The organism is Amycolatopsis jiangsuensis (genome assembly GCF_014204865.1).
Classification (GTDB): Bacteria; Actinomycetota; Actinomycetes; order Mycobacteriales; family Pseudonocardiaceae; genus Amycolatopsis; species Amycolatopsis jiangsuensis.
The window spans coordinates 1,503,056-1,527,666 of record NZ_JACHMG010000001.1 but is presented as its reverse complement, the minus strand read 5'-3'; the positions used below and the strand labels follow the sequence as shown (position 1 = coordinate 1,527,666).

The following is a 24,611-nucleotide window of genomic DNA, read 5'->3' as shown; positions in this document are numbered from 1 at the left end:
GTGGGTATGGGGAAGACGGCGACGGACCGGGCGTTCTTCGGTCAGCCCCGCGGCCTGGTGGGGCTGTTCTTCGCCGAGGCGTGGGAGCGGTTCTCCTACTACGGCATGCGTGCGCTGCTGCTCTACTACATGACCGACCGGCTGGCCGAGGGCGGGCTCGGCCTTCCAGCGGACAGTGCGAAGCCGCTGATCGCGGTCTACGGATCGGCCATCTACCTGGCGGCGATCCTGGGCGGCTGGGTCAGTGACCGGTTGCTCGGCGACCGCAAGGCCACCCTCGTCGGCGGGGTCCTGATCATGTGCGGGCACCTCTGCCTCGCCGTCCCGGCCGGCGCCGGCGCCCTGTTCGCCTCGATGGTCTTCATCGCCGTCGGGACCGGGCTCCTGAAGCCGACGATCTCGTCGTCGGTCGGCGACCTCTACGCGGCAGGCGATCCGCGGCGGGACTCCGGTTTCAGCATCTACTACATGGGCATCAGCGTCGGTGCGGTGGCCGCGCCGCTGGTCGTCGGCACCGTCGGCCAGAACTACGACTACCACGCCGGTTTCGGGATCGCCGCGGTCGGCATGGCGCTCGGTCTCCTGGTCTATCTCCGGTCCCAGCGGCACCTCAGCCCGGTGAGCAGCCGGCCGAAAAACCCGTTGCGGCTGGCCGAGGTTCCGCGGCCGCGCCTGATCGCGGTGGTCGCCGGGGCCGCCGCGCTGATCGGGCTCGTCGCGGTGACGGTCGGCACCGGGGTGCTGGACGTCGACGGCATCGTCGATGTCATCAGCGTGCTGGCGATCGCGCTTCCGGTCGGCTACTTCACGGTCATGCTGCGCAGCGCGCGCACCACCGCGGCCGAGCGAGCCCGGGTGCGTGCCTACATCCCGATGTTCGTCGCGGCGGTCGCTTTCTGGTGCATCCAGGAGCAGGGCGCGACGGTGATCGCGCAGTACGCGGAGGAGAGCACCGACCTCGACGCGTTCGGGTTCGCGATCCCGGCGTCGTGGTTCCAGTCGGTCGGCTCGCTGGTCCTGATCGTGCTCACCCCGCTGTTCGCGGTGCTGTGGCTGCGCCTGGACCGCTCGCCCCGGTCGCCGTCGACCGCGCACAAGTTCGCCGTGGGACTCGCCATCGCCGGCCTGTCGTACCTGCTGCTCGTGGTGCCGGCGGCGCATCCGGGGCAGACCAACCCGTTGTGGCTGGCCGGAAGTCTCGCCGTGGTCACCGTCGGCGAGATGTGCCTGTCGCCGATCGGGCTGTCGGCGACGACGAGGCTGGCGCCCGCGGCGTTCGCGACGCAGACGATGGGGTTGTGGCTGTCGTCGAACGCGGCGGGCCAGGGCATCGGCGCCCAGCTGGTGAAGTTCTACGACCCCGGTTCGGCGGCAGGCTACTTCGGCGCGCTCGGCGGGGGCGCGGTCGTGCTGGCGCTGGTGCTGTTCGCGCTCGCCCCGCTCATCCGGCGGCAGGCATCGAGAAAGGGAGCCACCATGGACGACGATCAGGCGGCAGTGCACGGGGCCGGCCGGTGAACCGCATCGTGTTCCGGGGCGGCACCCTGTTCGACGCGGTGTCGCGGTGCGCCGATTCGGCGGACGTGGCCGTGGAGGACGGCCGGATCGTCGAGGTCGGGACCGGTCTGCAGGGCGACGAGGAGGTCGACTGCACCGGCCGGGGAGTGCTGCCCGGCCTGATCGACTGCCACGTGCACCTCACGATGACGAGTCCGGACCTCTTCGAGAGCGTGCAGGAGCCGTTTTCGCTCCAGTTCTACGAGGGCGCGCGGAACATGGCGCGGACACTGGCCGCGGGCGTCACCACGGTCCGGGACGCCGCGGGCGCCGACCTCGGGATGCGCGTGGCGCAGGAACGCGGTCTGATCGCGGGGCCCCGCATGCGGATTTCGCTGAACATGCTGAGCCAGACCGGGGGCCACGGCGACCCGTGGTGGCCCTCCACGTGTGTGGTGGACCTGCTGCCGCCGCATCCGGGCCGTCCGCCCGTGGTCGTGGACGGCCCGGAGGAGATCCGCCGCAAGATCAGGGAACTCGTCCGCGCGGGCGCCGACGTCATCAAGGTCGCCACCAGCGGAGGCGTCGTCTCGGGCGGCGCGGGGCCGAGGATCCCGCACTTCCGCGACGACGAGATCGCCATGATGGTGACCGAGGCGTCGGCGGCCGGGCTGCACGTCATGGCCCACGCCCACGGCGAGGGCGCGAAGGCCGCCGTCCGCAACGGGGTCCGCTCCATCGAACACGGCCACTTCCTCGACGACGAGACCCTGGAGATGATGGCCGCGCGCGGTACCTGGCTGGTCCCGACGCTCAGCGCCGGAGTCGGCCTGCGGCACGCGATCGAGGCCGGGACCGGCTATCCCGACCACGTCGTGGAGAAGATCAAGCAGCGCACCGACGGCAGTGTCCGGCGCGCCGTCGAGGCCGGCGTCCCGATCGCGATGGGCACCGACGCGCCGCTGTACCCGCACGGCGAGAACCTGCTGGAACTCGAACTGCTCGTCGACCAGGGCCTGAGTCCGGCCGACGCCCTGCACGCCGCCACCCTGTCCGCGGCGAACCTGATGGGACTCGGCGACACGCTGGGCTCACTGACCCCCGGCAAACGAGCCGACCTGGTCCTCGTCGAAGGCGATCCGCTCGACGTGGCGGGCCTGGGCAAGCGAATCCTGGCGGTGTACCAGGACGGCCGCCGGGTGCACGAGGCCGACCACGCTCGCTGATCGGTCAGCCCGCGCAGGCGGCCCACTCCAGACTCTCCGCCGGGTAGTCGCCCGCCGCGCCCGCGGGCTCGGCCGGAGCTGCCTGATGCCGGGCGTCGCCGTGGCTCGGCGACCCGATCCGCGGGGCCGGCGGTCGCGGCGATCGGGTGGCGGGGGCCCGGTCGAGCATTGCAACCGAGCGGCGATGGCCGAGCGGCGAGGGCGAGGTCGAGCACTGCGATTGAGCGGCGAGGGGGCCAGGTCGAGCACTGCGAGCGAGCTGTGAAGGCCAGGCCCAGCGCTGTGATCGAGTGGCGATGGCGAGGTAGAGCATTGCGATCGAGTGGCGAGGGCCCGGCCCAGCGCTCCGATCGAGTGGCGAGGTCGAGCATTGTGATCGGGCGGCGAGGTCGAGCATTGTGATCGAGTGGCGAGGGCCAGGCCCAGCGCTCCGATCGAGCGCGCGAATGCCCGCGTTCCCAGAAGGTGTGAAGCCGCGGTCACCGGCGTGCCGTACGGGAGGGCTGTGGCGCTGCGCCCGGGCGGGCGGCCTCGCGGAGTGTCTGGCTTCCCTGTCACCCACCGTAATCTTCTGGCCGGTCATTCCGGCCCGCGAGCTGTTGTCATGCGGTGGCGAACATGAATACTGTTCGCCACCGACAGTTTTCCTCTTAAGTGAAACTTAAGGTTACGGCCGCTTCCTGGTACCGTGACGGGGAAAGGTCTCGGCGGTAAGAACGGGTAATTCCGATGCCCGAACGTCCACTGTGGTGGTTCGGCAATTGTGTGGAAAGTGTTCGCTTTCCGTTCCGCCGGTCGTCGTCCGGGGGACCTCCGGTTCGGTGCGGGTGGCAGCCGCCGGGCCGAGTCGGGGATTTGACCAGGTAATTCGCCGCGAAAGGCGGCACCGAACCTTCGGTGCGGCGGGCCCCGCACGGCGGGTTCGGGCAGCCACGAACTTCGGTCCGGCTCGGCGGGAATTCGTTGACCGTCCTGTTCGGCCGTTCGTAGTATTGCGCCGTCGCCTTGGTGTCGCGGCTTTGAATATTGCTCGGACTTCGCAGAGAAAGGGCTTTCCATGGCTGTCACCCGAACGATTTCCCCGTTGGTGCCACGCCGTGCCGACTCGGGCCGATCGGCGTTGTCGGGTGCGCGGCCCGGAACCGTCGGCGAGTTCGCCGAAAATGCCGACATGCCACTGGCGGTCCTCGGTACGGGACTCCGGCTCGCCGACGGGAACGCCGCTTTCCACCGATGGCTCGGTGCTGCCGGCACCGTGCTGGGCGAGCCGTTCCCCGAGCTTGTCGCCACCGCGCCCGCGTTCCTGCGGGAGCGGTTGACCCGGGTCGCGCAGGGCCGGGACCAGCACTTTCGCGGTAGCATCTCCGGTCTCGTTCCGGTCGGGGCCGACCGGGTGACCATCGTGGCCGCCCGGATATCGGCGCCTGGCGAGACGATCCTGCTGACCATCGTGCCCGAAGCGGTGCCGCCCGGCCCGGCCCGCTCCGGCGGCGACCGCCCGGTCTCCGGGATCGAAGCGAAGATCCTGCAGGGCATCGCCTGCGGGCTGTCCAGCCTCCAGATGGCCTCGCGGTTCTACCTGAGCCGGCAGGGCATCGATTACCACGTCGCCCGATTGCAGCGGAAGTTCAATGCGGGCAACCGCGTCGAGCTCATCTCGCGGGCCTTCGCCACCGGGCTGCTCGATTCGACCACGTGGCCCCCGCAGGTCCCGAGGTCCCGCGTCGCGCCCGGGTCCTCGGTGCTCGGCGACCCGAAGCCGACGCGCCGCTCATATGAGCGCGCCGTGCTCGGTAGTGAGGGATAACCCCTGGAGGGGGCCGGGACCTCTGTTCGGTGAAGCGATCACACGATGAGATGGGAGTCAGCGAGCAACCGTGCGCTCTGCGTGACCGGTAACGGCTCTGGGGGAGAACGGGGAGGCGTCGGATGGTGGATCCGGAGGCGACGAGCACCAGGCCGAAGCGGGCCGGCCGGAGCGGGCCGAAGCTGGCCGGGCGCGATCCGGAACTGCGCTGGCTCACCGCACGGCTGAGCACCGGAGAACCAGCCACCGGAGAACTGAGCACCGGAGAACCGGGCCGCCCACCCGTCGTCCTGGTGGTGCGGGGCCCGGTCGGCATCGGCAAGACCAGCCTGGTCGAGGCCGCGCTGGCCGAATGCGGGGCCGCCGTCGTCTGCCGCACCACGGGCACCGTGGACGGCCGGGCCTGCCAGGGGCTGCTCGCCGGGCTTCGGGAAGCGGGTGCGCCGGTGCCGGACCCCGATCCCCGTGCGTTCGAATCGTGGTACGCCGAGTTCGCGGCGTGGGCCGCCGGGCAGGCCGGAGTCGTGCTGGTCGTCGACGACGCGCAGTGGTGCGACGAGCCGACGTTGCGGTGGCTGACCCTGCTGGCCCGGCGCGCGACCGCGCTGCCGTTGCGGATCGTCCTGGTACGCGGGGGCGTCACCGATCCGGCCACCGCCGAAACGCTTTCGGACCTCGAATGCTGGTACAGCACCGAAGTCCTCGACCTCGGGCCGCTGCCCGCGGAGGCCGTCGCACGGCTGGCCGCCGAGGCCACCGGCCCGCTGGCCACCCGGCACTGGGTCGAACCGTCCGGCGGCAACCCGTTGCTGCTGCGGGTCATCCTCGACGAGCTGGGCAAGGTGGCGGCCGGAGTGGCGCCGCTGGCCGGCGGCCCGGTCGACGCCGGGCTCGTCCGGTCGCTCTTCGGGTGTTTCCCCGGCTACGTCCGCGCGGTCGCCACCGCGATCGCCGTCCTCGACGGTCAGGATCTCCTCCTCGTGGCGCGTCTGGCCGAGGTCCCGCTCCGCACCGCCGAGGCCGCCGTGGAGATGCTGCGGGCCCAGCACGTCCTGGTGCCCGGCGGGCTGGCGTTCCGGCACGATCCGGTGCGGACCGGACTGCTGGCCGATCTCGAGCCCGGCGAGCCGGCCCGGCTGCGCCGGACCGCGGCCTTCCTCCTGAGCGACGCGGCCTACCCGGCCGACGTGGTGGCCGAGCAGGTGCTCGAGCTCGGCGATCTCGAACCGTGGATGGTCGACCTGCTGCGCGACGCCGCGAACAACGCCTGCGAGCGCGACGCGCCGTGGGACGCCGTGCGCTTCCTCCGTCCCGCGTGGGTGGCCCGTCCGAACGACCCTGGCCTCGCCGTCCAGCTCGCCGAGACCGTCGCCGAACTGGATCCCGGTAGCGGGTTCGACCTGTTGCAACGGGCTATGGAGCTGCAGGACGATCCCGCCGAGCGTGCGGGGACCGCGGCACGGCTGGGCCGGCCGGCGCTGGTCGCCTGGCGTTGCGCCACCGCCGTCACCCTCGTCGAAAGCGCGCTGTCCGGGTTGCCCGCCGACGCGGATCCCCAGCTACGGCCCCATCTCGAAGCGCTGGTGCGGCTGGTGGGCATCGAGGACCGCACGAGCCTGGCGAAGCTGGGGGAGCGGCTTCGGTCCGACGCCGACGGCCTCCCGGACGACCACGTCGAAGCGGGCGACCTCGCGGTGCGCGCGGTGATCGCCGCGCTCGAGGGCACAGAGCCCCAGCAGGCGGCGGACTGGGCACTGCAGGCGGTTCGCGGCTACGACGTGACGGTCGACGACTCGGCGGTCAGCGCGGCCGTCCTCACCCTGCTCCTGAGCGACGAGGTCGACGTGGCCCACGACGAGCTGACCCGGGCGGTCGAGCTGGTACCCGCGCAGCGCAGCGAATACCTGGCCTTCCGCGGCCTGCTCGGGCACTGGTGCGGTGATCTGACGTCGGCCGCGGCCGACGCCGAACGGGCCTACGCCCTCGGCAGCCGCACCGAAGGCCGCGCCGGTGGCGTGGTGCCGCCGATCGCGCTGGCGACAGTCCTGGCCGAGCGGGGGGAAACCGGGCAGGCCCGGCGGTTGCTGGTGAGAGCCGACACCCCGCAGATGCGGGAGCACACTCTGCTGCGGCCGTGGTTCCAGCTCGTGGACGCGCGGGTGCGGTGGGCGGAGGGCGACCACGAGGCCGCGCTGGCGGAGTTCCGCCGGTGCGGGGAAAGTCTCGCCGAGGTCGGCATCGGCAACCCGCTCCTCGCGCCGTGGTGGTTCGAGGCCGCGTGCCTGCTGGCCGAGGACGGGCAGTACGAGGCCGCCGCGGAGTTCGCCGCCCAGGGAGCCGAACCGGCGCTGCGCTGGGGCACCGCGCGGGCGGTCGGGATGGCCCGGCTCGCCGCCGGCGTCGCCGCGCCGCCTGCCGAGCGCGCCGGCCTGCTCGAAGAAGCGACCGCGATCCTCGCCGGCTCACCCGCCCTGCGTGAGGACGCGCTGGCGGAGCTGGAACTCGGCCGCTCGCTGGTGGACGCCGGCGACACGGCGGCCGCCCGCGCACGGCTGCGCCGCTCGGCCGAGCTGAGCCTGCGCAGCGGCAACCGGGGTCTGCTGCGGCGCGCCCAGCAGACCGCCGCCGAGGCCGGCATCCCCGGCCAGGCCTCGCCGCTGGCGTCGCTGAGCCCGGCCGAACGGATGACCGCCGGGCTGGCCGGCAAGGGCGCGAGCAACCGGATCATCGCCGAGCGGCTGTTCGTCACCGTCCGGACCGTCGAAACGCATCTGACGAGTGTGTACCGCAAACTGCGGATCACCGGCCGGGCCGAGCTGGCCGGTGCGCTCGGGCAGGCCGCCGCCGAACCCCGCCGGTGGGGCGTGGCCCGGTGAACGCGGTCGGTAGCGCCGAAAAGGCCGAAGCGCCCGCCGCCGAGCACTTGGTCGAGCGCGAGGCCGAGCTGGACACGCTCACCGACCTGATCCACGAGCTCGAGCACGGCCGGGGCGGGGGTTCGGCGCTGGTCGTCGGTCCGCCCGGCAGCGGCCGTACGGCGCTGCTGGGGCGGGCCGCCGCCGTGGCCGCGCGACGGCAGGTGCAGGTGTACACCGCCCGCGGCTCGGCGACCGAGGCGGAGCTGCCCTACGGCGTGCTGTCCCAGTTGCTGGCCGGCGCGCCCGACCTGGTCGATGTGCCCTGGCTGCCTGCCGTGCTCGAGAACGACGCGGACGTGCCGATGCTGCACGAGCTGCTCCGCAGGCGGGTGCTGGAATCGGCTCGCCGCTGTCCGGTGCTGCTGGTCGTCGACGACCTCCTGCTGGCCGACGAAGAGTCGGCCACCTGGCTCGCCGGGCTCCAGCGCAGGCGGGGCCAGGCGCCGGTCCTGATCCTCGCCGCCCACGCCGGTATGCCGGACGCCGACGACGACCCGGGCTCGCTGTGCCCGGCCGGCCTGCGCGGTGAGAACCGGCGGCTCCTGCGGCTGCGGCCGCTGAGCCCGGCCGCGGTCGCCCGGATGGTGCACGCGATTCCGGGACCACGGGTGCCCGCCGGTGAACTTCACGCCATGACGCAAGGGAATCCGGCGCTGCTCACCGAAGTGCTGGCCCGGTCGGCGGCCCGGCCGGGCAGCGGTGCCGGGATCGGGGTGATCACCACGGACGTGCGCAGGCAACGCGTGCTGGGCCTGCTGGCCCGGCTGCCGGCGGACCTGGCCGCGCTGGTGCGGATGATCGCGGCCGTCGGCACCCTCGACGAGGCCAGCCTGCGCTCGCTCGCCGGTCCGATCGGCATGCCGATCGGACGGGCCCTGCGCGTACTGTCCGACCTGGGCCTCATCGGTGCCGGCCCGGCCGAGCCGATGGACCCGGACGTGGTGACGTGGGTGCTGGCGGTCACCGGCCCGCACGAGCGGGCCCGGATCCGCCGCGACGCCGCCGACCTCGGCCACCGGCGGGCGGCGCCCGAGGAGGAGGTCGCCGAACTGCTGGTCGGGTCCGAGCCGGTCGGCCAGGCGTGGGCGCTGGAGACCCTGGACGCGGCGGCGCGCCGTCGCCGGGAGGCGGGCGACCACGCCGGCGCCGCCCGCTTCTACCGGCGCGCTCTGGCGGAACCGGCCACCGACGGCACGCTCGCGCGGCTGCGCCTGGACTTGGAGATGGTCGAGGCGTCGTCCTGCCCGTTCACCGCGGATCTGCGGCTGGCGAGGGCGATCCCGGTCGCGGTCGACGGTGACTCCGTCCGGACGCGGCTGTCCGTCGTGGACCTGATGCTCCTGCGCGGCACGCGCGAGCAGGCGCTGCGGGAGCTTGCCGGGCTGAGCGTGGCGCCCCTCGGCGAGGACGAGCGAGCGGATCTGATCGCCCTGCACTGGCTGGCCGAAGGCACCGGCCGCGGCGCGAGCACCCTGGGCGTGCCCGCCGTGGCCGACGTCGACCCCGCGTCGATGAGCCCGGCACAGGCCGCCGCGGCGGCCTGGCTGACCATGATGGCGGGCCGGGACAGCCGGGCGGCGCGGCGGCTGGCCCGGCGGGCCGGGGAGACATGGCACACCCGGACCCCCCTCTACGCTCCCTGGCTCGCGCTGGCAGCGACCTTCGGTCATACCGACGACGTGCTGGAAGCACTTTCGGTCTATGACGCACTGGTCGCGGCCGGCACGGTCGCCGGCGCCCGCGTCCCGGTGCTGCTGGCACTCACCGGGCGGGCCTGGATCGACCTGCAGCGTGGGCGGGTGCGGGCCGCGCAGGAGGCGCTGGCCGATGCCTCGGCCGCCGTCCCTCCGGACGGCCGTCCGCCCACCGCGGCCGGTGCGCTGAGCATGATCGCGATCGCCGCGGCGCTGACCCGGGGCGACCTCGACGCCGCCCAGCGTGCGGCGGGCGCGGTGACCGGCGGCGGTTCCGGCGGTGGCGCCACGACGCCGTTCGTGCTGTTCATGCGGGGAATGCTGGAACTGGACCTCAAACGCCACCGGCGCGCGCTCGGGATGTTCCAGGAGTGCGGACGGCGGATGCAGGCGCTCGGCTGGGCCAACCCCGCCGTGGTGCCGTGGCGCTCGCACGTGGCCATCGCCGCCCAGGCGCTCGGGGACGAGCACACCGCGGCCGCGATGATCAGCGAGGAGTGGCGGCTGGCCCAGGCGTGGGGCACCCGCACCGCGATCGGGCGCACCCACCTCGGCGCCGGCGTCGCGGTGCGCTCGGAGGACGCGGTGTTCCGGCTGACCCAGGCGGTCAACGCGCTGCAGCAGTCCCCGTCCCGGGTGCTCTACGTCGAGGCGCTGCTGCTGCTCGCCGCGGCGCAGCTCAACCGCGGCCAGACCACCGGGGTGGCCCGTCAGCTGCGGGAGGCCGAACGGCTCGCGACCGCCTATCGGCTCGACTGGGCGACCACCCGGATCGCCGATCTCCGTAGCCGGCTCTCCGACCGGCCGCGCCCGCGCTCGACCTACCGGACGGCGTCCCGGCGCTGGCGGTCCCTCGCGCCCGGCGCCACCGACCTCGTCCGCCGGGTCCTCGCGGGCGCCGCCAACGCGCAGCTGGCGAGCGAACTCGGAATCAGCAAGCGCGCGGTGGAGCTCCGGCTGACCACGATCTACCGCCAGCTGGAGGTCACCGGGCGGACCGAGCTGCGCGAGCTGTACGCGGCGCTGGACAAGGAGCTCTGATCCGGCGTCATGATGATCGAGCGCGAGGAACACCTGGCCGCGCTCGGCGCGGCGATCGCCCGTGCCCGCGAAGCCGAAGGCCAGCTGGTCGTCATCCGCGGCGGGCTCGGCACCGGCCGGTCGGCCCTGCTGCACGCCGCGGGGGAGGAGGCGGCGGCCCGCGGGCTGCAGGTCGTGCGGACGGTGGCGACTCCGCTGGAGCGGGAGGTCGACTACGGCGTCGTCCGGCTGCTGCTGGATCCGCTGCTGGAGTCGGGCTGGCGGGGGGAGCTGCCCGCCGAAGTACGGCTGGAGCGGCGGTTCCCGCCCGCGCCGGCCGACGGCAGGCGCGGGCACCTCGTACTGCACGAACTGCTCGGGCTGTTCGCCAAGGTGGTCCGTGAGATCGGCCCGGTGGCCCTGCTCGTGGACGATCTGCAGTGGGCCGACCCGGCCTCGCTGCGATGGCTGGCCTACCTCGCCCACCGGCTCGGCCGGATGCGGGTCCTGCTCGTGGCGACCCTGCTGGAGGGCGACGGCGGCGCGGACGACGTCGTCGTCGGGGACATCGTCCACGCGGCGGCGCGGCGGATATCCGCCACCCCGCTCTCGCCCGCGGGTGTCCGCGCGTACCTGACGCTCCGGTGCGGAGAACCGCCCGAGGACGAGTTCGCGGCAGCGTGCCACGCCCGGACCGGCGGTCTGCCGATGCTGCTGGAGGCACTGGTCAACGCCGTGCTGGGGCACGGGTTGCGTCCGGTCGCCGAGGTCACCGCCGAACTGCCCGCCCTGTGGTCTTCGCCGGCCGCGGCCCGGCTGTCGCGCTGCCTGCGTGCCCAGCCCGAAGCGGTCCGCACGGTCGCCAAGGCGATGGCGGCGCTCGGCGAGGCGACCGAGGCGACGGTGATCGCCGAGGTCGCCGGGCTCGACCTGCCGGACTTCGACGCCGTCGAACGCGCCCTGCGCCGCCTCGGCGTTCTCGAGGATCCGGCCGGCAGCGGGCTTTTGCGGTTCTGCGGGACGATGACCGGCGACCTGATCGCCGACCAGCTGACCGCGGACGAGCAGGACCGGCTGCACCTGCGCGCGGCGAACGTGTACTACCGCCACGGTCGCCCGGTGGAGCAGATCGGGCGGCAGCTCCTGGCCACCGTCGCCGAACCCGAGCCGTGGGCGGCGCAGGTGCTGCGGACCGCGGCCGGCGCCGCGCTGGCCGGCGCGGAACCCCGCACAGCGGCACAGTACCTGCGGCACGCGCTGGCGCACCCCGGAGCCGATCGCGCCGAGCTGCTGGTCGACCTCGCGGCCGTCGAACGTGGCTACGACCTGACCGCCGCGCACCGGCACCTGCACCAGGCGCTGGGGCTGCTGCGGGATCCGGTCGACCGCGCGTTCGCGCTGTGCCTGCTGCCGGTGGTGGTCGGACCCCGGCTCGGACCGGACCTCCGGCAGGTCCGGCGGGTGTTCGGCGAACTGCGCGACGTTCCCGGCCCGGACGCGGCCGAGGCCGCGCTGCGCATGGAGTCGCGGCTGCGGTACCTGGAGCGTGGTGTGCCCGGCGCCGGGGCCGCGGCGGCCGGGCGGCTGGCGGATCTCGGACCGGCGCCCGCCGAAGGGTCGCCGGCGCAGCGGGAGCTGGTGGCGGTGCTGCTGCACCTGGTGGCCCTGGGCGATGCCGCCCCGCGCGATTCCGTCGTGGACCTGGCCAGGCGGGTGCTGGAACGCGAACCCGGGTCGCCGAACCAGATGTACTCGACGCTTCCGCTCGTGGTGCCGGTGCTGGCGGCGGCCGACGCACTGGAGGGCGTGGAGTCGTGGGTGGCCGCGGCCGGCGGCCGGGAGGAGAACCCGGACCTGCCGACGCTGGTCGCCTGGACCGGGCAGGCGTTGGCGGCGCAGGCGTCGGGATACCTCGGCCCGGCCCGCGACCGTGCGCTCGCCGTACTCACCGCGGCCGGTCCCGGCTGGTTGGGCCTCACCTCCGCGGTGCTGCTGGTGCTGATCGGGATCGCCGTCGAGCAGCGCGACGCGGCGCTGGCACGGCTGGTCGTCGAGCACTGCGCGCCGGAGCACGAGCCGTGGCTGAAGTCGCTGGCGCACGGCGGGCTGGCAGTGACCGAAGGCAACCACACGGCGGCGATCGAGTACTACCTGGACTGCTCGCACCAGCTGGGGCGGATCGGGCGTGCCTACGGCGTGCTGCTGCAGGTACGCGCGAAGATCGCACTGCTGCTCGCGGCGACCGACCAGCCGGAGCCGGCCGAGGCGGTCGCGCGCGAAGAGGTCGACCGGGCTCTCGCGTGGGGAGCGCCATCGGCGGTCGGCCGGGCACTGCGGATCCGGGCGACGTTGCTCGACCGCGACGAGGAAGCGGTGCCGATGCTGCGCGAGGCCGCGGAGGTGCTGGCCCGGTCGGCGGACCGGCTGGAGCTGGCCAGGGTCCTCGTACTGCTGGGCGAGCGGGACACCGGCGTGGAGGCGCGCGAACACGCCGAAGAGGGCCGGCGGCTGGCCACGGAGTGCGCGGCGACGTGGCTGATCCGGCCGTCGATGGAGGCGGTCGAGGCCCCCGACGGTGGCCCGCTCACCGCGACCGAGCACCGGGTGGTCGAACTGGCGATGGCGGGCAGCCGCAACCGGGACATCGCGGAGCTGCTGGCGGTGACGGTCCGAGCGGTGGAAAAGCACCTGACGAGTTCGTACCGCAAGCTCGGGATCTCGAGCCGGACCCAGCTGGCGGCGGCGATGCGAGGGCACCGGGCGGGGTGAGGACCCGGGGTACCGCCCGGGTGGCTTGGCGGGTTTCTGGGGCGGAGGCCTGTCGAGGCGTCGTCGGTGGACCGGCTGGGCGGGTGCTTGCCGGGGTGGCTTGGGTGGGTGCTTGCCGGGGTGGCGTTGCGGGTTGGTTGAACGCGTACCGCCGGGGAGCGCTCAGGTGGGCACGGGCCGGGGCGCCGCCGTGGACTGTCCAGCCGGGCACCCGCCGTAATCTGAACGCGCACTCGCCGCGTGCGGCTGCGGGTTGCTCAGGTGGGCACGTGCCGGGGCGCGGCCGTGGGGCCGGATGAACGCGCATCCGCCGGAGTGCCGCGGCGCGCTGCTCAGGCGGGGACTGGCGCTGCGGTGAGGCGGCCCTGCAGCCAGGCCGCCGCCAGCTCGACCCGGGAGTGACAGCCCGTGCGCTCGAACACCGCCGTCAGGCGGGCTTCCACCCGTTTCTCGCTGATGCGCAGCGCCGCCGCGATCTGCCGGTTGGTGCGGCCGTCGGCCACCAGTTCGGCGATGCGCCGCTCCTGCGGGGCCAACGCCGCGCGGTCGGCGCGGTCGCGGGGCACGGCGATCCGGCGCCGGTCCAGCAGTTCCGTGACCGGGGCGATCGCCGCCACCGCGCCCAGCCGCTTCAGCGTGCGGTGCGCCTCCAGCAGCCACACTTCCGGGGCCGCGCTCAGCTCGCCGAGTGCCAGGCAGGCCTGCGCGATCCGGAACACGTCGCCGGCCTGCCGCGCCAGCTCCAGTCCGGCACGGACGGCGGTCTCGTCCTCGCGCACCAGACCGCCGTACACCAGCAGCGTTTCCCGCACCGAGGCCGTCGGGCGATATTCGGCGAGGCGCTCGAGCTCCGCGAGCAGCCGCGTGGCCCCCGCGTCGTTCCCGCCCGACCGCGCACAGCGCAGGAGCCGGGCAAGGAGGAATTCGGCGCCTGCGTACACCCCCTGCGCGCGACAGGCGGCGTACTCCTCCCAGCCCCGTTCCAGGGCCTCGTCGAGGTTCCCGGCGAAGCGCCGCAACGCGGTGCGCACGCAGGCGACGTAGGCGGCGGATTCCGGGCACGGCACGCGGCGCAGCCACCCGGCCGCGCGGTCCTGCTCGCCGCGCTGGGCGGAGATCTCCGCGGCCACCACGCTCGCGAACCGGTGCCGGCGCGGGGACTTCCACCGCAGACGGCCGCCCTCCAGCGCCCGCGCCAGCGACAGCGCCGTGTCCCACTCACCTGCGCGGTAGGCACGCCGGACCGCGTGCCAGCCCGCCGCGAAGCCGGTTTCCGGCGGGTGGTAGCGGCCGGAGAGCCGGGCGTCGAGCACGCTGACGAAGTCCAGGACGCCGGCGGCCTCGGCTGCCGGCCCGTCGGCCCGGTCGCCGGGTAGGCACTCGAGCAGGACCGCCAATCCCGTGCCGAACAGACCGGTGCCGGAGTCGTCCAGTGCGTGAGCCGCGGCAGCGACAGCTGCCCGATCGTTCCGGCCGACCGCATCGGCCAGCCGCGTGGCCGTGGTGCCGAGCGTGGTGGCGAGCGGCCGGACGACGTCGAGCTCGGGCAGCCGGTGCTCGTGCGCGAGGGCCGCCAGCCACCACACGAACGCGGTGGCGGCGGTCGGTACGTCGAACCCGGGATGGCGGATTCGCGGCGCGAGAACGGTCGCGAGGTCGTCGGCCAGCGACCGGTATTCGCCGGTCGCGAAACTGCTTTCGAGCACCTCGCGCAGCGCAGCGGGACAGCGGGGGTCGCCGGGATCGAGCAGCCGCAGGGCGCACACCCGGTACCGGCGTGCGGTCGCCGGATCGGCGGCACCGGCGGCAGTCAGGAGCAGGCCCGCCGCTTCGGTATCCACAGTGGACGGTAAAAGTTCGGCGAGGTGCCGGGCGATCGCGGCGGGTTCGACCTGCACCCCCGCCCGCCGCAGCGCGAGCAGCCGGCGAGCGGCTCCGGCGTGCAGCTCGTGGTGCCAGCGCGGGCCGCGCTCCAGCCGCAGCCGGTCGGCCAGCGCGGGCACGGCGAAGTCGACCGCTCCGCCTCCGCCCAGTCGCAGGACGCCCACCCGCACCAGGTCGTCCAGCACCGGACCGGCCGTGGACAGCGGCAGTCCGGCCGCCGTGGCGAACCCGGCCAGGCAGTCGAGTTCCGCGCCTTGCTGCTCGGTGAACACGGCGACGACGGCGGCCAGCCGGCGCGCGGCCGCGCCGAGCCGCCGCAGCCGCTGGGACAACGGGTGCTCCGCCGGCAGCGTGATCGGCCGCTCCGGGTCGGCAAGGCAGACGTGGTCGTCGACCACGGCGAGCCGGCCGCCGTCCCGCAGCGCGGCGACCGTCAGCTGGACCGTGCCGGGATTGCCGAACAACGGACCCAGTGCCCGGCGCAGGGCTGTGACCAGCCCGGGATCGACGGCCGTGCGCCCCTTCGCGGTCGTCCAGGCCGGCAGCAGCGCGGTCGTTTCGGCGTCGGTCAGCGGGCGCAGGTCCACGGTGCCGTCGGCGACCGCGAGCAGCCTGCCCGCCGGACCACCGGACGGCTCCGGGCCCGGAGCGGTGGCGACCGTGACCGCACCGGCCGCGCGGCCGCCCTCGGCGACCAGCGCCAGCACCGCGGCCACCTCCGGCGGAAACCGGTCGAAATCGTCGAACAGCAGCACCAGCCGCTGGACCGGCGTCAGCACGCTCAGAATCGACAGCAGGTCGCCGGCCACCAGCAACGGGCGAGACCCCGGCGTGGCACGGAGCCTGCTGCGCAGCCGCATCGCCGCGCGGCTGCGGCTCGCCGGCTCGGGCCGGTCCGGTGCGGTGAGCAGCTCGGCCAGCGCGCCGCCCAGCCGCGTGAGGGCGGTGGCCGGATCGGCCCCCGCGGGTACTGCCAGCACCGCGGCCCCGGCCCGTGCTCCTCGCTCGGCCAGCGCCGCCAGCGCGGCGCTGCGTCCGGCACCTGCCGGTCCGCGCACCACCCACACCGCACCCGGGCCGGCCAGCAGCCGGTCGAGTACGGCGAGCGCGTCGTCCGGTCCGGCGTTCGGGACGTCCCTGCCTCCCATGATCTCCTCGGCTTTCTCGTCCGCCGGGGACGAGGCGCTGCGGCGGCGCGGATCTCGGCTGATGATCTTCCCGAGCCGAGCGTGGCGGTCCGCGGCCGGGTTCGTCCAGCCCGGTCACCGCCTCCGGTCAGCACAGGCACCGTTGTTGCCTCGGCGCACCCGGTCGGCTGACCGGGAGAAACGCCGCCCGTGCGAGAGCTGTTCCACTGGACCACATGACCGTGGAGATGGGCGCTCGGACGGGCACCGGAGCCGAGGAGGTCAGCGCCCTCGCCGAAGAGGTGGCGGTCGGCGGCACCCCGCTCACCGTGCTCGCGGGCGAGCCCGGCAGCGGCCGGAGCACGGTGCTCGACCGGCTCGCCACCGAACTGGCGGACTCGGCGACCGTGCTCGTGCTGCACTTGGCCGAACTCGACCGGGAACTGTCGTTCGGTGCGGTGTTCCGCCTGCTGAACCAGCTGGCGGCGGGACGGCCGGACGACGAACCGGCCGTGCCGCCGGTGTCGGCCGTGCTTGCTCAAGTGAGCGCTGTGCCCGGGCCGCGGCCGGATGCCGCCGCGATGGTCGCGACCGCGCTGCCACCCCTGGTGCGGGCCCGCGGTCCGCTCGTCGTCCTCATCGACGATGTTCAGTGGCTGGACGCCGGTTCCGCGAGCCTGCTGGAGCCTCTGCTGCGGCTGTGCGCCGGCGAACCGCGGATCGCGGTCGTGGCGACCCTGCGCCTCGGGCGCGAAGTACCCGGGAGTGCGCCGGCCGTCGCCGCGTTCGCCCGCCTGCGGGCCGAAGGCCGTGCCCGGCTGCGGCTGCTGCGGCCGTTGTCCCGCAGCCGATCGCGCTCGCTGGTCGCCGCGTTGATCTCGGCGCGGCCGAGTGCCGACCTGGCCGACGAGCTGTACACCGCGGGCCGGGGAAATCCGGCTGCGCTGACCGCGCTGGTCCACGGCTACCGCGCGGCCGGAGCGATGCGGATCGTCGACCGCACCGGCTATCGCGTCGACTGGATCGACCCGCCGGTCCGGACCGCCGCCCATCCGCTGCTGCGCGCCGTCACCGACGCCGGCGACGAGGTCCGCGAGGTCGCCGAAGCCATGGCGGTCCTCGCGCCGCTCGGCACCTGGGCGGCTCCGCTGACCGCCGCGGCGCTCGGCCGGGACGAAGCCCGCGTCCGGGCGGCGGTCGACGGCCTCGTCACCCGGCGCGTGCTGGTCCGCCATCGCGACGGCAGGCTCTGGTTCCGGGTGCCCGCCGTCCGCGACGGCCTGCTGTCCCGGCTGGGTCCCTACGCGTGGCGCAACCTCGCCGCCCACGCCGTGCACGCGGCGTGGGACGGCACTGTCCCCGCGCCCGGCGACGACGTCCTGCTCGACTGGGTCGCCCAGGCCGGTTCGCTCGTCGACGCCCGGCGTGCCGCGACCCAGCTGCTGGAGCACGGCAGGCGGGTGCTGCTCACCGACGGCGTCAAGGCCGAACGCTGGCTGTCGGCGGCGGTCGCCCGCGCCACCACTCCCGCGGAGCGTGCCGGGGCCCTGTTGCTGCTCAGCGGAGCGCGGGCACTGCACTACCGGCGGGCCGAGGCGGGCGACTGCGCCCGCCTGATGTTGCGCGACCACGTCGCGCACCTCGCGCCGCACCAGGCGCAGGAGCTGTCGATCGTGTTCATCATCGGGCTGAGCGTGCGCGAGGAACACGGCGAGCTGGCCGAGATCGCCGCCGGCACCTCGCCGGTGCTGCCGGACGATCCCGCGCTGATGGTCATCAACCAGGCGTTCGCGCTGATGATGTCCGGCCGCTGGATCGAGGCGCGGGAGCTGCTGGAGCGGCGGCGCGCGGCGTGGAGCGGCAGCAACACGGTGACCGCGGACTTCGGGACGATGTTCCTGGCCGGCTGCGGGGTCGTGCTCGGCGACTCGTCCCGGCTGTTCGCGCTGGTGGCGAACCCGGACCTGTGGCGCTCCGGTCACCTGCCGACCCACTGGTTCGAGCAACGCCGGTTCGAGCTGGACATGCTGCTGCAGCTCGGCGAGTACCAGCACGCGCTGCGGCGGATGGCCGCCGCCGGGCTGACCGTCGAGCAGCTGTCCGGGCCCGACCGGTTCCTGATGCACTACCTCGGCGGCGACTGGCCGGAGGCGCTGGAGCTGGCCCGTCGCACCCTGCTGGAGGGCACCGCCCCGTCCCGTCCGACGCACAACACAGTGGTGTGCGGTGCGATCCGCGTCCTCGGCGCACAGGGCTGGCTGATGCGGGCGCGGGCACTGGCCGCCGACGCCCGCGACCTGCCGATGTCACACGTCATCGACCACGCCGAGTTCACCGTGCTGCGCAAGCTGGGCGACGCCGAAGCCGCCGACGCATCGCTGTTCGCGGCCGTCCGCAGCGCCGACGCGGGCGGCTACCTGCTGGGCACCGAGGAGCTGTGGACCGACCTGGCACGGTCGGCGGTGCGGCGGAACAACCGGCGGGAGGCCGAGCACTGGCTGGAGCGCTCGAAACGAGCGGCGACGCGGCTGGACACCGCCCGCGCGCACGTGTGCCATCAGCTCGCCCGGGCCACGGTGTACCGCGACCTGGGCGCTGCCCGCAGGGCCGTGGAGATCGCGCGCGAACACCGGAAGGTCCCGTACGAGACGGCGACGGCGTTCCTCTGGGCGGCGCTGGCCGGGTACGACTCCGAGCGGCTGCTCACCGAGGCCTACGACCTGTACGGCGAGGTGGGCGCCTGGTTCTGGCGCGCCCGGCTGCGGAAAATCCTGCGCGGGCACGGGTTTGCCGGCCCGGGCCGCGCGGAGGCGGCGGCGGAGAACGAACGCCTGCTGGCCATTCTGGTCGCCGAGGGACTGACCAACCGCCAGCTCGCGGTGGTGCTCGAAACGAGCGAGAAGAGCGTGGAGGGCCGGCTGTCGCGGATCTTCTCCCGCACCGGCTACGGCTCCAGGGTCGAGCTGGCCGCGGCGATCCTGACCGGGGAGTACCTGTCCTGAGCCGGTCACTTCGGGGTTTCCACCGGCCGCGGATCGTCCATCGGGTTCTCGATCACCTTCGGTACCCGCCGCAACGACCGCAGCGCCACCACCGACAGCACCACCATCACGACGGCACTGCCCAGCATGCTCACCCGGATACCGCCGACGAACGACTGCTCGGCCGCCGCCCGGACCGCGCTCGCCACCGGCTCCGGCAGGCCCTCCGCCACCGCGGCGGTCGCGCTGAACGATTCACGCACCTGGTCGGCCAGTACGGGGGATACGCCGTCGGGCAGCACCAGCTCCGCTTGGTAGACCGCCGACAGGACGCTGCCCACCACGGCGATGCCGAGCGAGCCACCGAGTTCGTACGCCGTCGAGGAGATCGCCGCCGCGGCGCCCGCGCGGTCGCGGGGCACCGTGCCGAGGATCGTGTCGCCGGTGACCGTCAGCGTCAGCGCGGCTCCCGCGCCGAACGCCACCTGCGCCGTCAGCACCAGCGCGTACGACGTGTCCGTCTGTACCAAGCCGAACAGCGCGAACCCGAGCGCGGCCAGCGCCAGCCCGCCGGAGACCGCCTTGGCGCGGCCGAAACGGCCCACCGCTTTCGCGGCCAGCACCCCGCCGGCGATCAGCGCGGCCATCGCGCCGGGAACGAACGCCAGTCCCGAGCGCAGCGTGCTCCAGCGCAGTACGAGCTGCAGATACTGGCTGGTGATCAGCGCGAATGCCGACATGGTGAACACCGAGATCAGGTTCGACCCGACCGACGCGGAGAATCCGCGGCGGCGGAACAGGTCCAGGTCGATCAGCGGCTCGTCGAGCACCCGCTGGCGCCGGGCGAACCCCAGCAGGCAGCCGGCGCCGAGCACGAAGGCACCGAGCACCTCCGGGTACCACAGCCCGGCGTAGAAGGCGCCCTTGATCCCGTAGACGACCGCGACCACGCCGACGATCGACAGCCCGATGCTGAGCGGGTCCAGCCGCAGCCGCCGCCCGCTGCGGGATTCCGGTACGAACCGGGCCGCGAGCAGGATGAGCGCCGACACCGGGACGTTGACCAGGAACACCGAGCCCCACCAGAAGTGCTCGAGCAGCACGCCGCCGACGATCGGGCCGATCGCGAAGCCCGCCGCCGACACTCCGGCGCCGGCGCCGACCGCCGCGGTCCGGGCCCGCTGGGTCGTGAACACCGCGCGGAGCAACGAAGACGTCGACGGGAGGACCGCCGCGCCGGCCACGCCCAATAGCGCACGGGCGCCGATCAGCGCCCACACCGTCGGCGCGGCGGCGGCCAGCAGCGACCCCACGGCGAACGCGGTGATGCCGATGACGAGCACCCGCCGCCTGCCGAAGCGGTCCCCGAGGTTGCCCATGGTGACCAGGAGCCCGCCCATCGCGAACCCGTAGACGTCGGCGATCCACAGCAGTTCTTCGGACGACGCGCCGAGCTGGGTGGTCAGCGCGGGCACGGCCAGGTGCAGCACGGTCATGTCGATCGCGACCATCAGCTGCGCCAGGCAGGACACCGTGATCGTCGCGACGTTCCGAAGGCGGCTGCTCATGCGGCCACCGCCCCGGTCAGGCGCGGCCGTCGCCGCGGGGTCAACGCCTCGCGGACGTCGGCGCGCAGCAGGGTGAACTGCCCGGTCAGGCCGGGCAGACGATGCAGCAGGTGGTCCGGACCGGCGACGAGGACCCGGCCGACGCCGAGCCGGGCGAACCGGTGGACCAGCTCGGGCAGCCGCACCGCGTTGACCGTCGACTCCAGCAGGAGTGCGGCCGCTTCGTCGCCGGTCCGGACCGGCTCTCCGTCCTGATCGGACACGATCGGCAGGGCCGGGTCGGCGAACCCGAACCTGCCGAAGACTTCCGCCAGCTCGTCGCGCAGCGGGCCGAGCACCCGTGCGTGCGCCGCCGGCCGCATGGTGGTGAGCGCGTACCCGCCTGCCGCGCGGACGCGCCGGACGAACTCGCCGAGATCGTGCTCGGCGAGAGTCACCAGATGCGCCTCCGCGTCGAACCGGCCGGACAGTTCGTGGCCGATCCCGTCGAGGACGTCCGTGAGCACCGCCTCCGGGGTCCGGACGACGAACTGGCTGACCAGATCCTGGTGCGCCCGCTCGAAGTACGCGCGTTCGCGCCGCGCCACTTCCGCGACCAGCCGCACGAGGTCGGCCAGCGGCAGCGCGCCGGCGCGCACCACGGCGGCGCGTTCACCGAAGCTCGCCCCGCCCACGGCGACCGGGTCCAGGTCGTGCTCCTGCTCGGCCCGCTCGGCCACCGCGAGGGAGGCGAGCACGAACGCGAGCTGGGTGTGCTCGGTGTACTCGTCGTCCTCGCGGGCCAGCGGGTCGAGCAGGGAGTGGCGCAGGGCCCGCTCCGCCACGCCGAGCAGCCTCCGGGCCCGGTGATCGATGACGAGGAACCGGCCCAGCATCCCGGCGCGGGCCGGGCCCATGCCGGGAAAGAGGACGGCGTCGGCGGTTTTGTCCATGGTGCACACCCAGTTTCGGCCGGAGATTCGTGAGCTACTCGGCGGCGGCGAACCGCTCGATCTGTTGACGGTCGGGTTTCCCGTTGCGGTTCAACGGGAACTGCTCGGTGACGAGCACCCGGTTCGGCTGCTCGGCCGGCGGCAGCACCCCGCGGATGCGGTCCTGCCAGTAGTGCGGATCCCGCAGCGCGTCGTCCTGGACGACGAACACCAGGCTCGACCCGCGGCGCCGATCGGGCAGCGCGACGATCTTCGCCGAGCAGCCGTCCTCGGCCAGCCGGTGCTCGATGACGTCCGGGTGCAGCGTGTGACCGTTGCGGTGCACCGCCCGTTTGCGGCCGACGACGAACAGGTTCCCGTCGTCCTCGACCCGGCCGAGGTCGCCGGTGGCGTACCAGCCGCGTGCGGCCGGGACGATCCGGCCCGCGCCGTCGAGATAGCCCTCCATCAGGTCCGGGTCGAGCACGAACAGCTCGCCGACCTCGCCGGCGGGCAGGGCGGTGCCGTCCTCGGCTCGTACCTCGATCGCCAGTCCTTCGACGACCTGCCCGCAGCCGTGCGGGTTTTCGAGGTTGGCGAAGGCGACGTTGCCCATTTCGGTGCTGCCGTAGCTGTCGAGCAGCGTCAGGCCGAACAGCTCCTCGCCCTGCTCCACCACGGCCCGTTCCAGCGGGGCCGCGCCACTGCAGAGCATCCGCACACGCGCGAAGTCGTCCTTGAGTGACGGGCGCTTGGCGATGATGTTGAACAGGCTGCGGTAGGTCGACGGGGTCGCGTCGACGACCGTGGCCCCCGCCCAGCCGGCCAGCCGCAGTGCCCGGTCGGGACGGCGGTAGGGCGCGATCACGAACTCGCAGTCCCGCAGCCACGCGATGAGCACCATCGACAGGCCGTACTGGTGGTTGAACGGCAGCAGCGGCAGCAGGACGTCGCCGGCGCGGTGCCCGACCAGGTCGGCGTTGCGCTCCAGGTTCTTCAGGAACTTCGCGCCGTTCTTCGCCACGCCCTTGGGCACGCCGGTCGAGCCGGACGACCACATCACCAGGCTGTCCGGAAGCTTCTCCCACACGTCGAAGCGCAGATGGACGTCGTCGGGGACGCGGTCGGCGGCGGCGACCATGATCTCGTAGACGTATTCCGCGGGCGCGTCCGCCGGCATCGGCGCGTCGCCGTCGACCACGGCGAGCGCGACCCCGGAGGACTCGATCGTCTCGGCGGTGCGCTCGGCGTGCTCCATGTGGTCCACGAGCACGATCGACGCGCCGACGTGCATCAGCGCGAGCAGGACCGTCAGATAGCCCAGGGTGTTCTCGGCCTTGAGCAGCACCCGGTCGCCGGAGCCGACGCCCCGGTTGCGCAGGACCTCCGCCACGCGCAGGGCCTGCTGCTCGAACGCCGCGCCGCCGGTGACCGCGTCGGGGGAATAGATCTTCGCGAACATGGGAAGTCCTTTCCGCTCAGTCGAGGCACACCGGGGCGATCTCGTCGAACACGTCGCCGGGGCCGGGGTTGTCCGGGTGGGTCGCGCCGCCGAGGTGGTCGACGACGCCCCAGACGGCGTTCAGTGCCGCGGTGACCGCGCTTTCGGAGAACCCGGCGATCCAGGCGACGTCGTCGCCGGCGAGGAAGAAGCCGCGGTGGTGCGGGGCCGCGTCCCGCTGCATGAACTGGGTGGACAGCCGCCGCTGGTAGCGGTAGCCGCCGGGCAGGCAGGACTTGAAGGCGCCCTTGAAGTGCGGCTGGGTCTCCCAGGTGACGGCGACCGGCGGGCCGATCACGTGGGAGCGGATGTCCACGCCGGGGTAGATCTTGGCGAGCGCGTCGAGCACCGCGTCGAACCGCTGCTCGGCGGTCAGCGACGCGACCTTCAGCGAGTCGTCGTTCCAGGTGTAGGACAGCAGCATCACGCCGGGCTCGTCGGGCCCGTTGTCGATCAGGTAGACCCCGCGCGGGAAGCGGTCGGTGAGCGTCGTGCTCATCACGTCCCGCCCGGTCGCCGGGTCCTTCTCGAGCCAGAACGGCCGGTCGGTGACGACGAACAGCTTGGAGGCGCCCATGTAGTGCGTACGCTCCAGCGCGGTCCACGTCGCCTGGGGCAGCAGGTTCTCGTCGGCCTTGATGCCCGAGAACAGGTTCCAGTTCTGCGCGGCGAAGATCGCCGCCGGGTAGGAGCGCACGCCGCGGGCGGAGTCCTCGACGGTGAACCCGCGGCCGGTCCGGTCGATCCGCACCACGCCGGGGCGGGGCTCGCCGCCGTGCAGCTTGGCCAGTGACGTCCCGGCGGGCCAGTGCGCGAGGTCGGTGGGTTCGTGGGTCCAGAGCCCGAGCGGCAGCTGCTGGGCGCCGCCGAGGACGCGGCGGTGCTCGTCGTCGGTGTCGGTGCACACGACGCGCAGGATCTCCAGCACGGAGTTGGGGAAGTCGGTGTCCCAGCCACCGCAGCCGAAGCCGACCTGGCCGAAGATCTCGCGGTGCTCGAAGGAGCAGAACTGCGGTGACGAGGCCAGGAATTCGTGGAACGAGACGGTGTCGAACTTGGCCACCAGGTGGTTCCACAGCGCCTTGATCGTCGCGGTGTCGCGGCGCCGGATGGCGTCGGTCATCAGCGACATGTCCGCCTGCTCCTGCAGGGTCTTCGTCCAGGCGTCGTTGACCTCCCGGTAGACCGCGGGCAGGTCGGCGGCGGTGCGGGCCCAGTGGCTCCGGCCGTGCAGGTTGATCACCGTGCTCGGCGAAGCGGCCGACAGCGGGTTCGGGAACGGCGTGGTCTGCAGCCCCAGCTTGTCGAGGTAGTGGAACATGGTCCCGGACGACGGCGGGAACCGCATCGCGCCCAGGTCGAGGACGGCGTCGGGGTGGCCCTCGAGTGTCACCGAGCGCATCCGGCCGCCGAGGTGCCCGGCCTCGTAGATCGCCGGCTTCAGGCCGAGCTTCATCAGCTCGTAGGCGGCGACCAGCCCGGACAGGCCGCCGCCGATCACCGCGACCTCGGTGCCGAGCGCGTGCTCGGGCAGCCGGCCGAGACCGGCGGGGTGCTTGACCCAGTCGTCGTAGGCGAACGGGAAGTCGGGGCACAGCATGCTCGCCGGGCCCGCCTCGGTCCGCGGGCCGGGCCGCAAGCGTTCTTCGACGGGGGGCATGATCATCGGCGTTACCTCCGGCTGTGGGTTGGGGTCGCGCGGGCCCCG

Annotated in this window: 12 protein-coding genes; 7 read left to right on the top strand and 5 right to left on the bottom strand. The window is 73.7% G+C overall.

What is annotated here, in order from left to right; genetic code table 11:
• Positions 1 to 6 precede the first annotated feature (6 nt).
• The 6 genes from BJY18_RS06425 to BJY18_RS06400 all read left to right on the top strand — a co-directional run bounded on the left by BJY18_RS06425 (position 7) and on the right by BJY18_RS06400 (position 12,931).
• Entirely contained in the window at positions 7 to 1,518 is a 1,512-nt protein-coding gene (locus BJY18_RS06425; RefSeq protein ID WP_184778543.1) for a peptide MFS transporter, read from the top strand.
• Positions 1,515 to 2,723 carry a metal-dependent hydrolase family protein gene (locus BJY18_RS06420; protein ID WP_184778541.1) on the top strand — a complete coding sequence of 403 codons (1,209 nt, stop codon included), beginning with the start codon at positions 1,515 to 1,517 and terminating at the stop codon, positions 2,721 to 2,723. Before BJY18_RS06425 ends, BJY18_RS06420 begins: the two co-directional genes overlap by 4 nt.
• A gap of 1,171 nt (positions 2,724 to 3,894) precedes the next feature.
• Positions 3,895 to 4,530 (top strand): helix-turn-helix transcriptional regulator, encoded by a 636-nt coding sequence (locus tag BJY18_RS06415; protein WP_246458785.1) that lies wholly within the window; start codon positions 3,895 to 3,897, stop codon positions 4,528 to 4,530.
• A gap of 122 nt (positions 4,531 to 4,652) precedes the next feature.
• Positions 4,653 to 7,406, top strand: coding sequence for a helix-turn-helix transcriptional regulator (locus BJY18_RS06410; protein WP_184778537.1), 2,754 nt, complete (start codon positions 4,653 to 4,655; stop codon positions 7,404 to 7,406).
• Complete coding sequence (locus tag BJY18_RS06405) at positions 7,403 to 10,183, top strand: AAA family ATPase (RefSeq protein ID WP_184778535.1); 2,781 nt, start codon at positions 7,403 to 7,405, stop codon at positions 10,181 to 10,183. Before BJY18_RS06410 ends, BJY18_RS06405 begins: the two co-directional genes overlap by 4 nt.
• Before the next feature lie 9 nt (positions 10,184 to 10,192).
• Entirely contained in the window at positions 10,193 to 12,931 is a 2,739-nt protein-coding gene (locus tag BJY18_RS06400) for an AAA family ATPase (RefSeq protein WP_184778534.1), read from the top strand.
• 332 nt (positions 12,932 to 13,263) lie between these two features.
• Here the strand turns inward: BJY18_RS06400 and BJY18_RS06395 are convergent, their stop codons facing one another.
• Positions 13,264 to 15,963 carry a helix-turn-helix transcriptional regulator gene (locus BJY18_RS06395; RefSeq protein WP_184778532.1) on the bottom strand — a complete coding sequence of 900 codons (2,700 nt, stop codon included), beginning with the start codon at positions 15,961 to 15,963 and terminating at the stop codon, positions 13,264 to 13,266.
• Positions 15,964 to 16,178: 215 nt separating this feature from the next.
• Here BJY18_RS06395 and BJY18_RS06390 point away from each other — a divergent pair, with 215 nt between their 5' ends.
• Positions 16,179 to 18,944 (top strand): AAA family ATPase, encoded by a 2,766-nt coding sequence (locus tag BJY18_RS06390; RefSeq protein WP_184778531.1) that lies wholly within the window; start codon positions 16,179 to 16,181, stop codon positions 18,942 to 18,944.
• A 5-nt stretch (positions 18,945 to 18,949) separates the two neighbouring features.
• On the opposite strand, the gene BJY18_RS06385 is transcribed toward BJY18_RS06390, so the two are convergent.
• The 4 genes from BJY18_RS06385 to BJY18_RS06370 are packed head-to-tail and all read right to left on the bottom strand — an operon-like array spanning position 18,950 to position 24,569.
• Positions 18,950 to 20,491 carry an MFS transporter gene (locus BJY18_RS06385; protein WP_184778528.1) on the bottom strand — a complete coding sequence of 514 codons (1,542 nt, stop codon included), beginning with the start codon at positions 20,489 to 20,491 and terminating at the stop codon, positions 18,950 to 18,952.
• Positions 20,488 to 21,423, bottom strand: coding sequence for an ACP S-malonyltransferase (locus BJY18_RS06380; protein WP_184778527.1), 936 nt, complete (start codon positions 21,421 to 21,423; stop codon positions 20,488 to 20,490). The genes BJY18_RS06385 and BJY18_RS06380 overlap by 4 nt, the downstream gene beginning before the upstream one ends.
• Positions 21,424 to 21,457: 34 nt before the next feature.
• Complete coding sequence (locus BJY18_RS06375) at positions 21,458 to 22,864, bottom strand: class I adenylate-forming enzyme family protein (RefSeq protein WP_184778525.1); 1,407 nt, start codon at positions 22,862 to 22,864, stop codon at positions 21,458 to 21,460.
• 16 nt (positions 22,865 to 22,880) lie between these two features.
• On the bottom strand, positions 22,881 to 24,569 hold the full coding sequence (locus BJY18_RS06370; RefSeq protein WP_184778523.1) for a flavin monoamine oxidase family protein: 1,689 nt from the start codon (positions 24,567 to 24,569) through the stop codon (positions 22,881 to 22,883).
• Positions 24,570 to 24,611: the final 42 nt, after the last annotated feature.

Coding starts and splice junctions, on each gene's coding strand:
- BJY18_RS06425 (WP_184778543.1), top strand. CDS start 7: ATGGGGAAGACGGCGACGGACCGGGCGTTCTTCGGTCAGCCCCGCGGC.
- BJY18_RS06415 (WP_246458785.1), top strand. CDS start 3,895: ATGCCACTGGCGGTCCTCGGTACGGGACTCCGGCTCGCCGACGGGAAC.
- BJY18_RS06410 (WP_184778537.1), top strand. CDS start 4,653: ATGGTGGATCCGGAGGCGACGAGCACCAGGCCGAAGCGGGCCGGCCGG.
- BJY18_RS06400 (WP_184778534.1), top strand. CDS start 10,193: ATGATGATCGAGCGCGAGGAACACCTGGCCGCGCTCGGCGCGGCGATC.
- BJY18_RS06395 (WP_184778532.1), bottom strand. CDS start 15,963: ATGGGAGGCAGGGACGTCCCGAACGCCGGACCGGACGACGCGCTCGCC.
- BJY18_RS06390 (WP_184778531.1), top strand. CDS start 16,179: ATGACCGTGGAGATGGGCGCTCGGACGGGCACCGGAGCCGAGGAGGTC.
- BJY18_RS06385 (WP_184778528.1), bottom strand. CDS start 20,491: ATGAGCAGCCGCCTTCGGAACGTCGCGACGATCACGGTGTCCTGCCTG.
- BJY18_RS06380 (WP_184778527.1), bottom strand. CDS start 21,423: ATGGACAAAACCGCCGACGCCGTCCTCTTTCCCGGCATGGGCCCGGCC.
- BJY18_RS06375 (WP_184778525.1), bottom strand. CDS start 22,864: ATGTTCGCGAAGATCTATTCCCCCGACGCGGTCACCGGCGGCGCGGCG.
- BJY18_RS06370 (WP_184778523.1), bottom strand. CDS start 24,569: ATGATCATGCCCCCCGTCGAAGAACGCTTGCGGCCCGGCCCGCGGACC.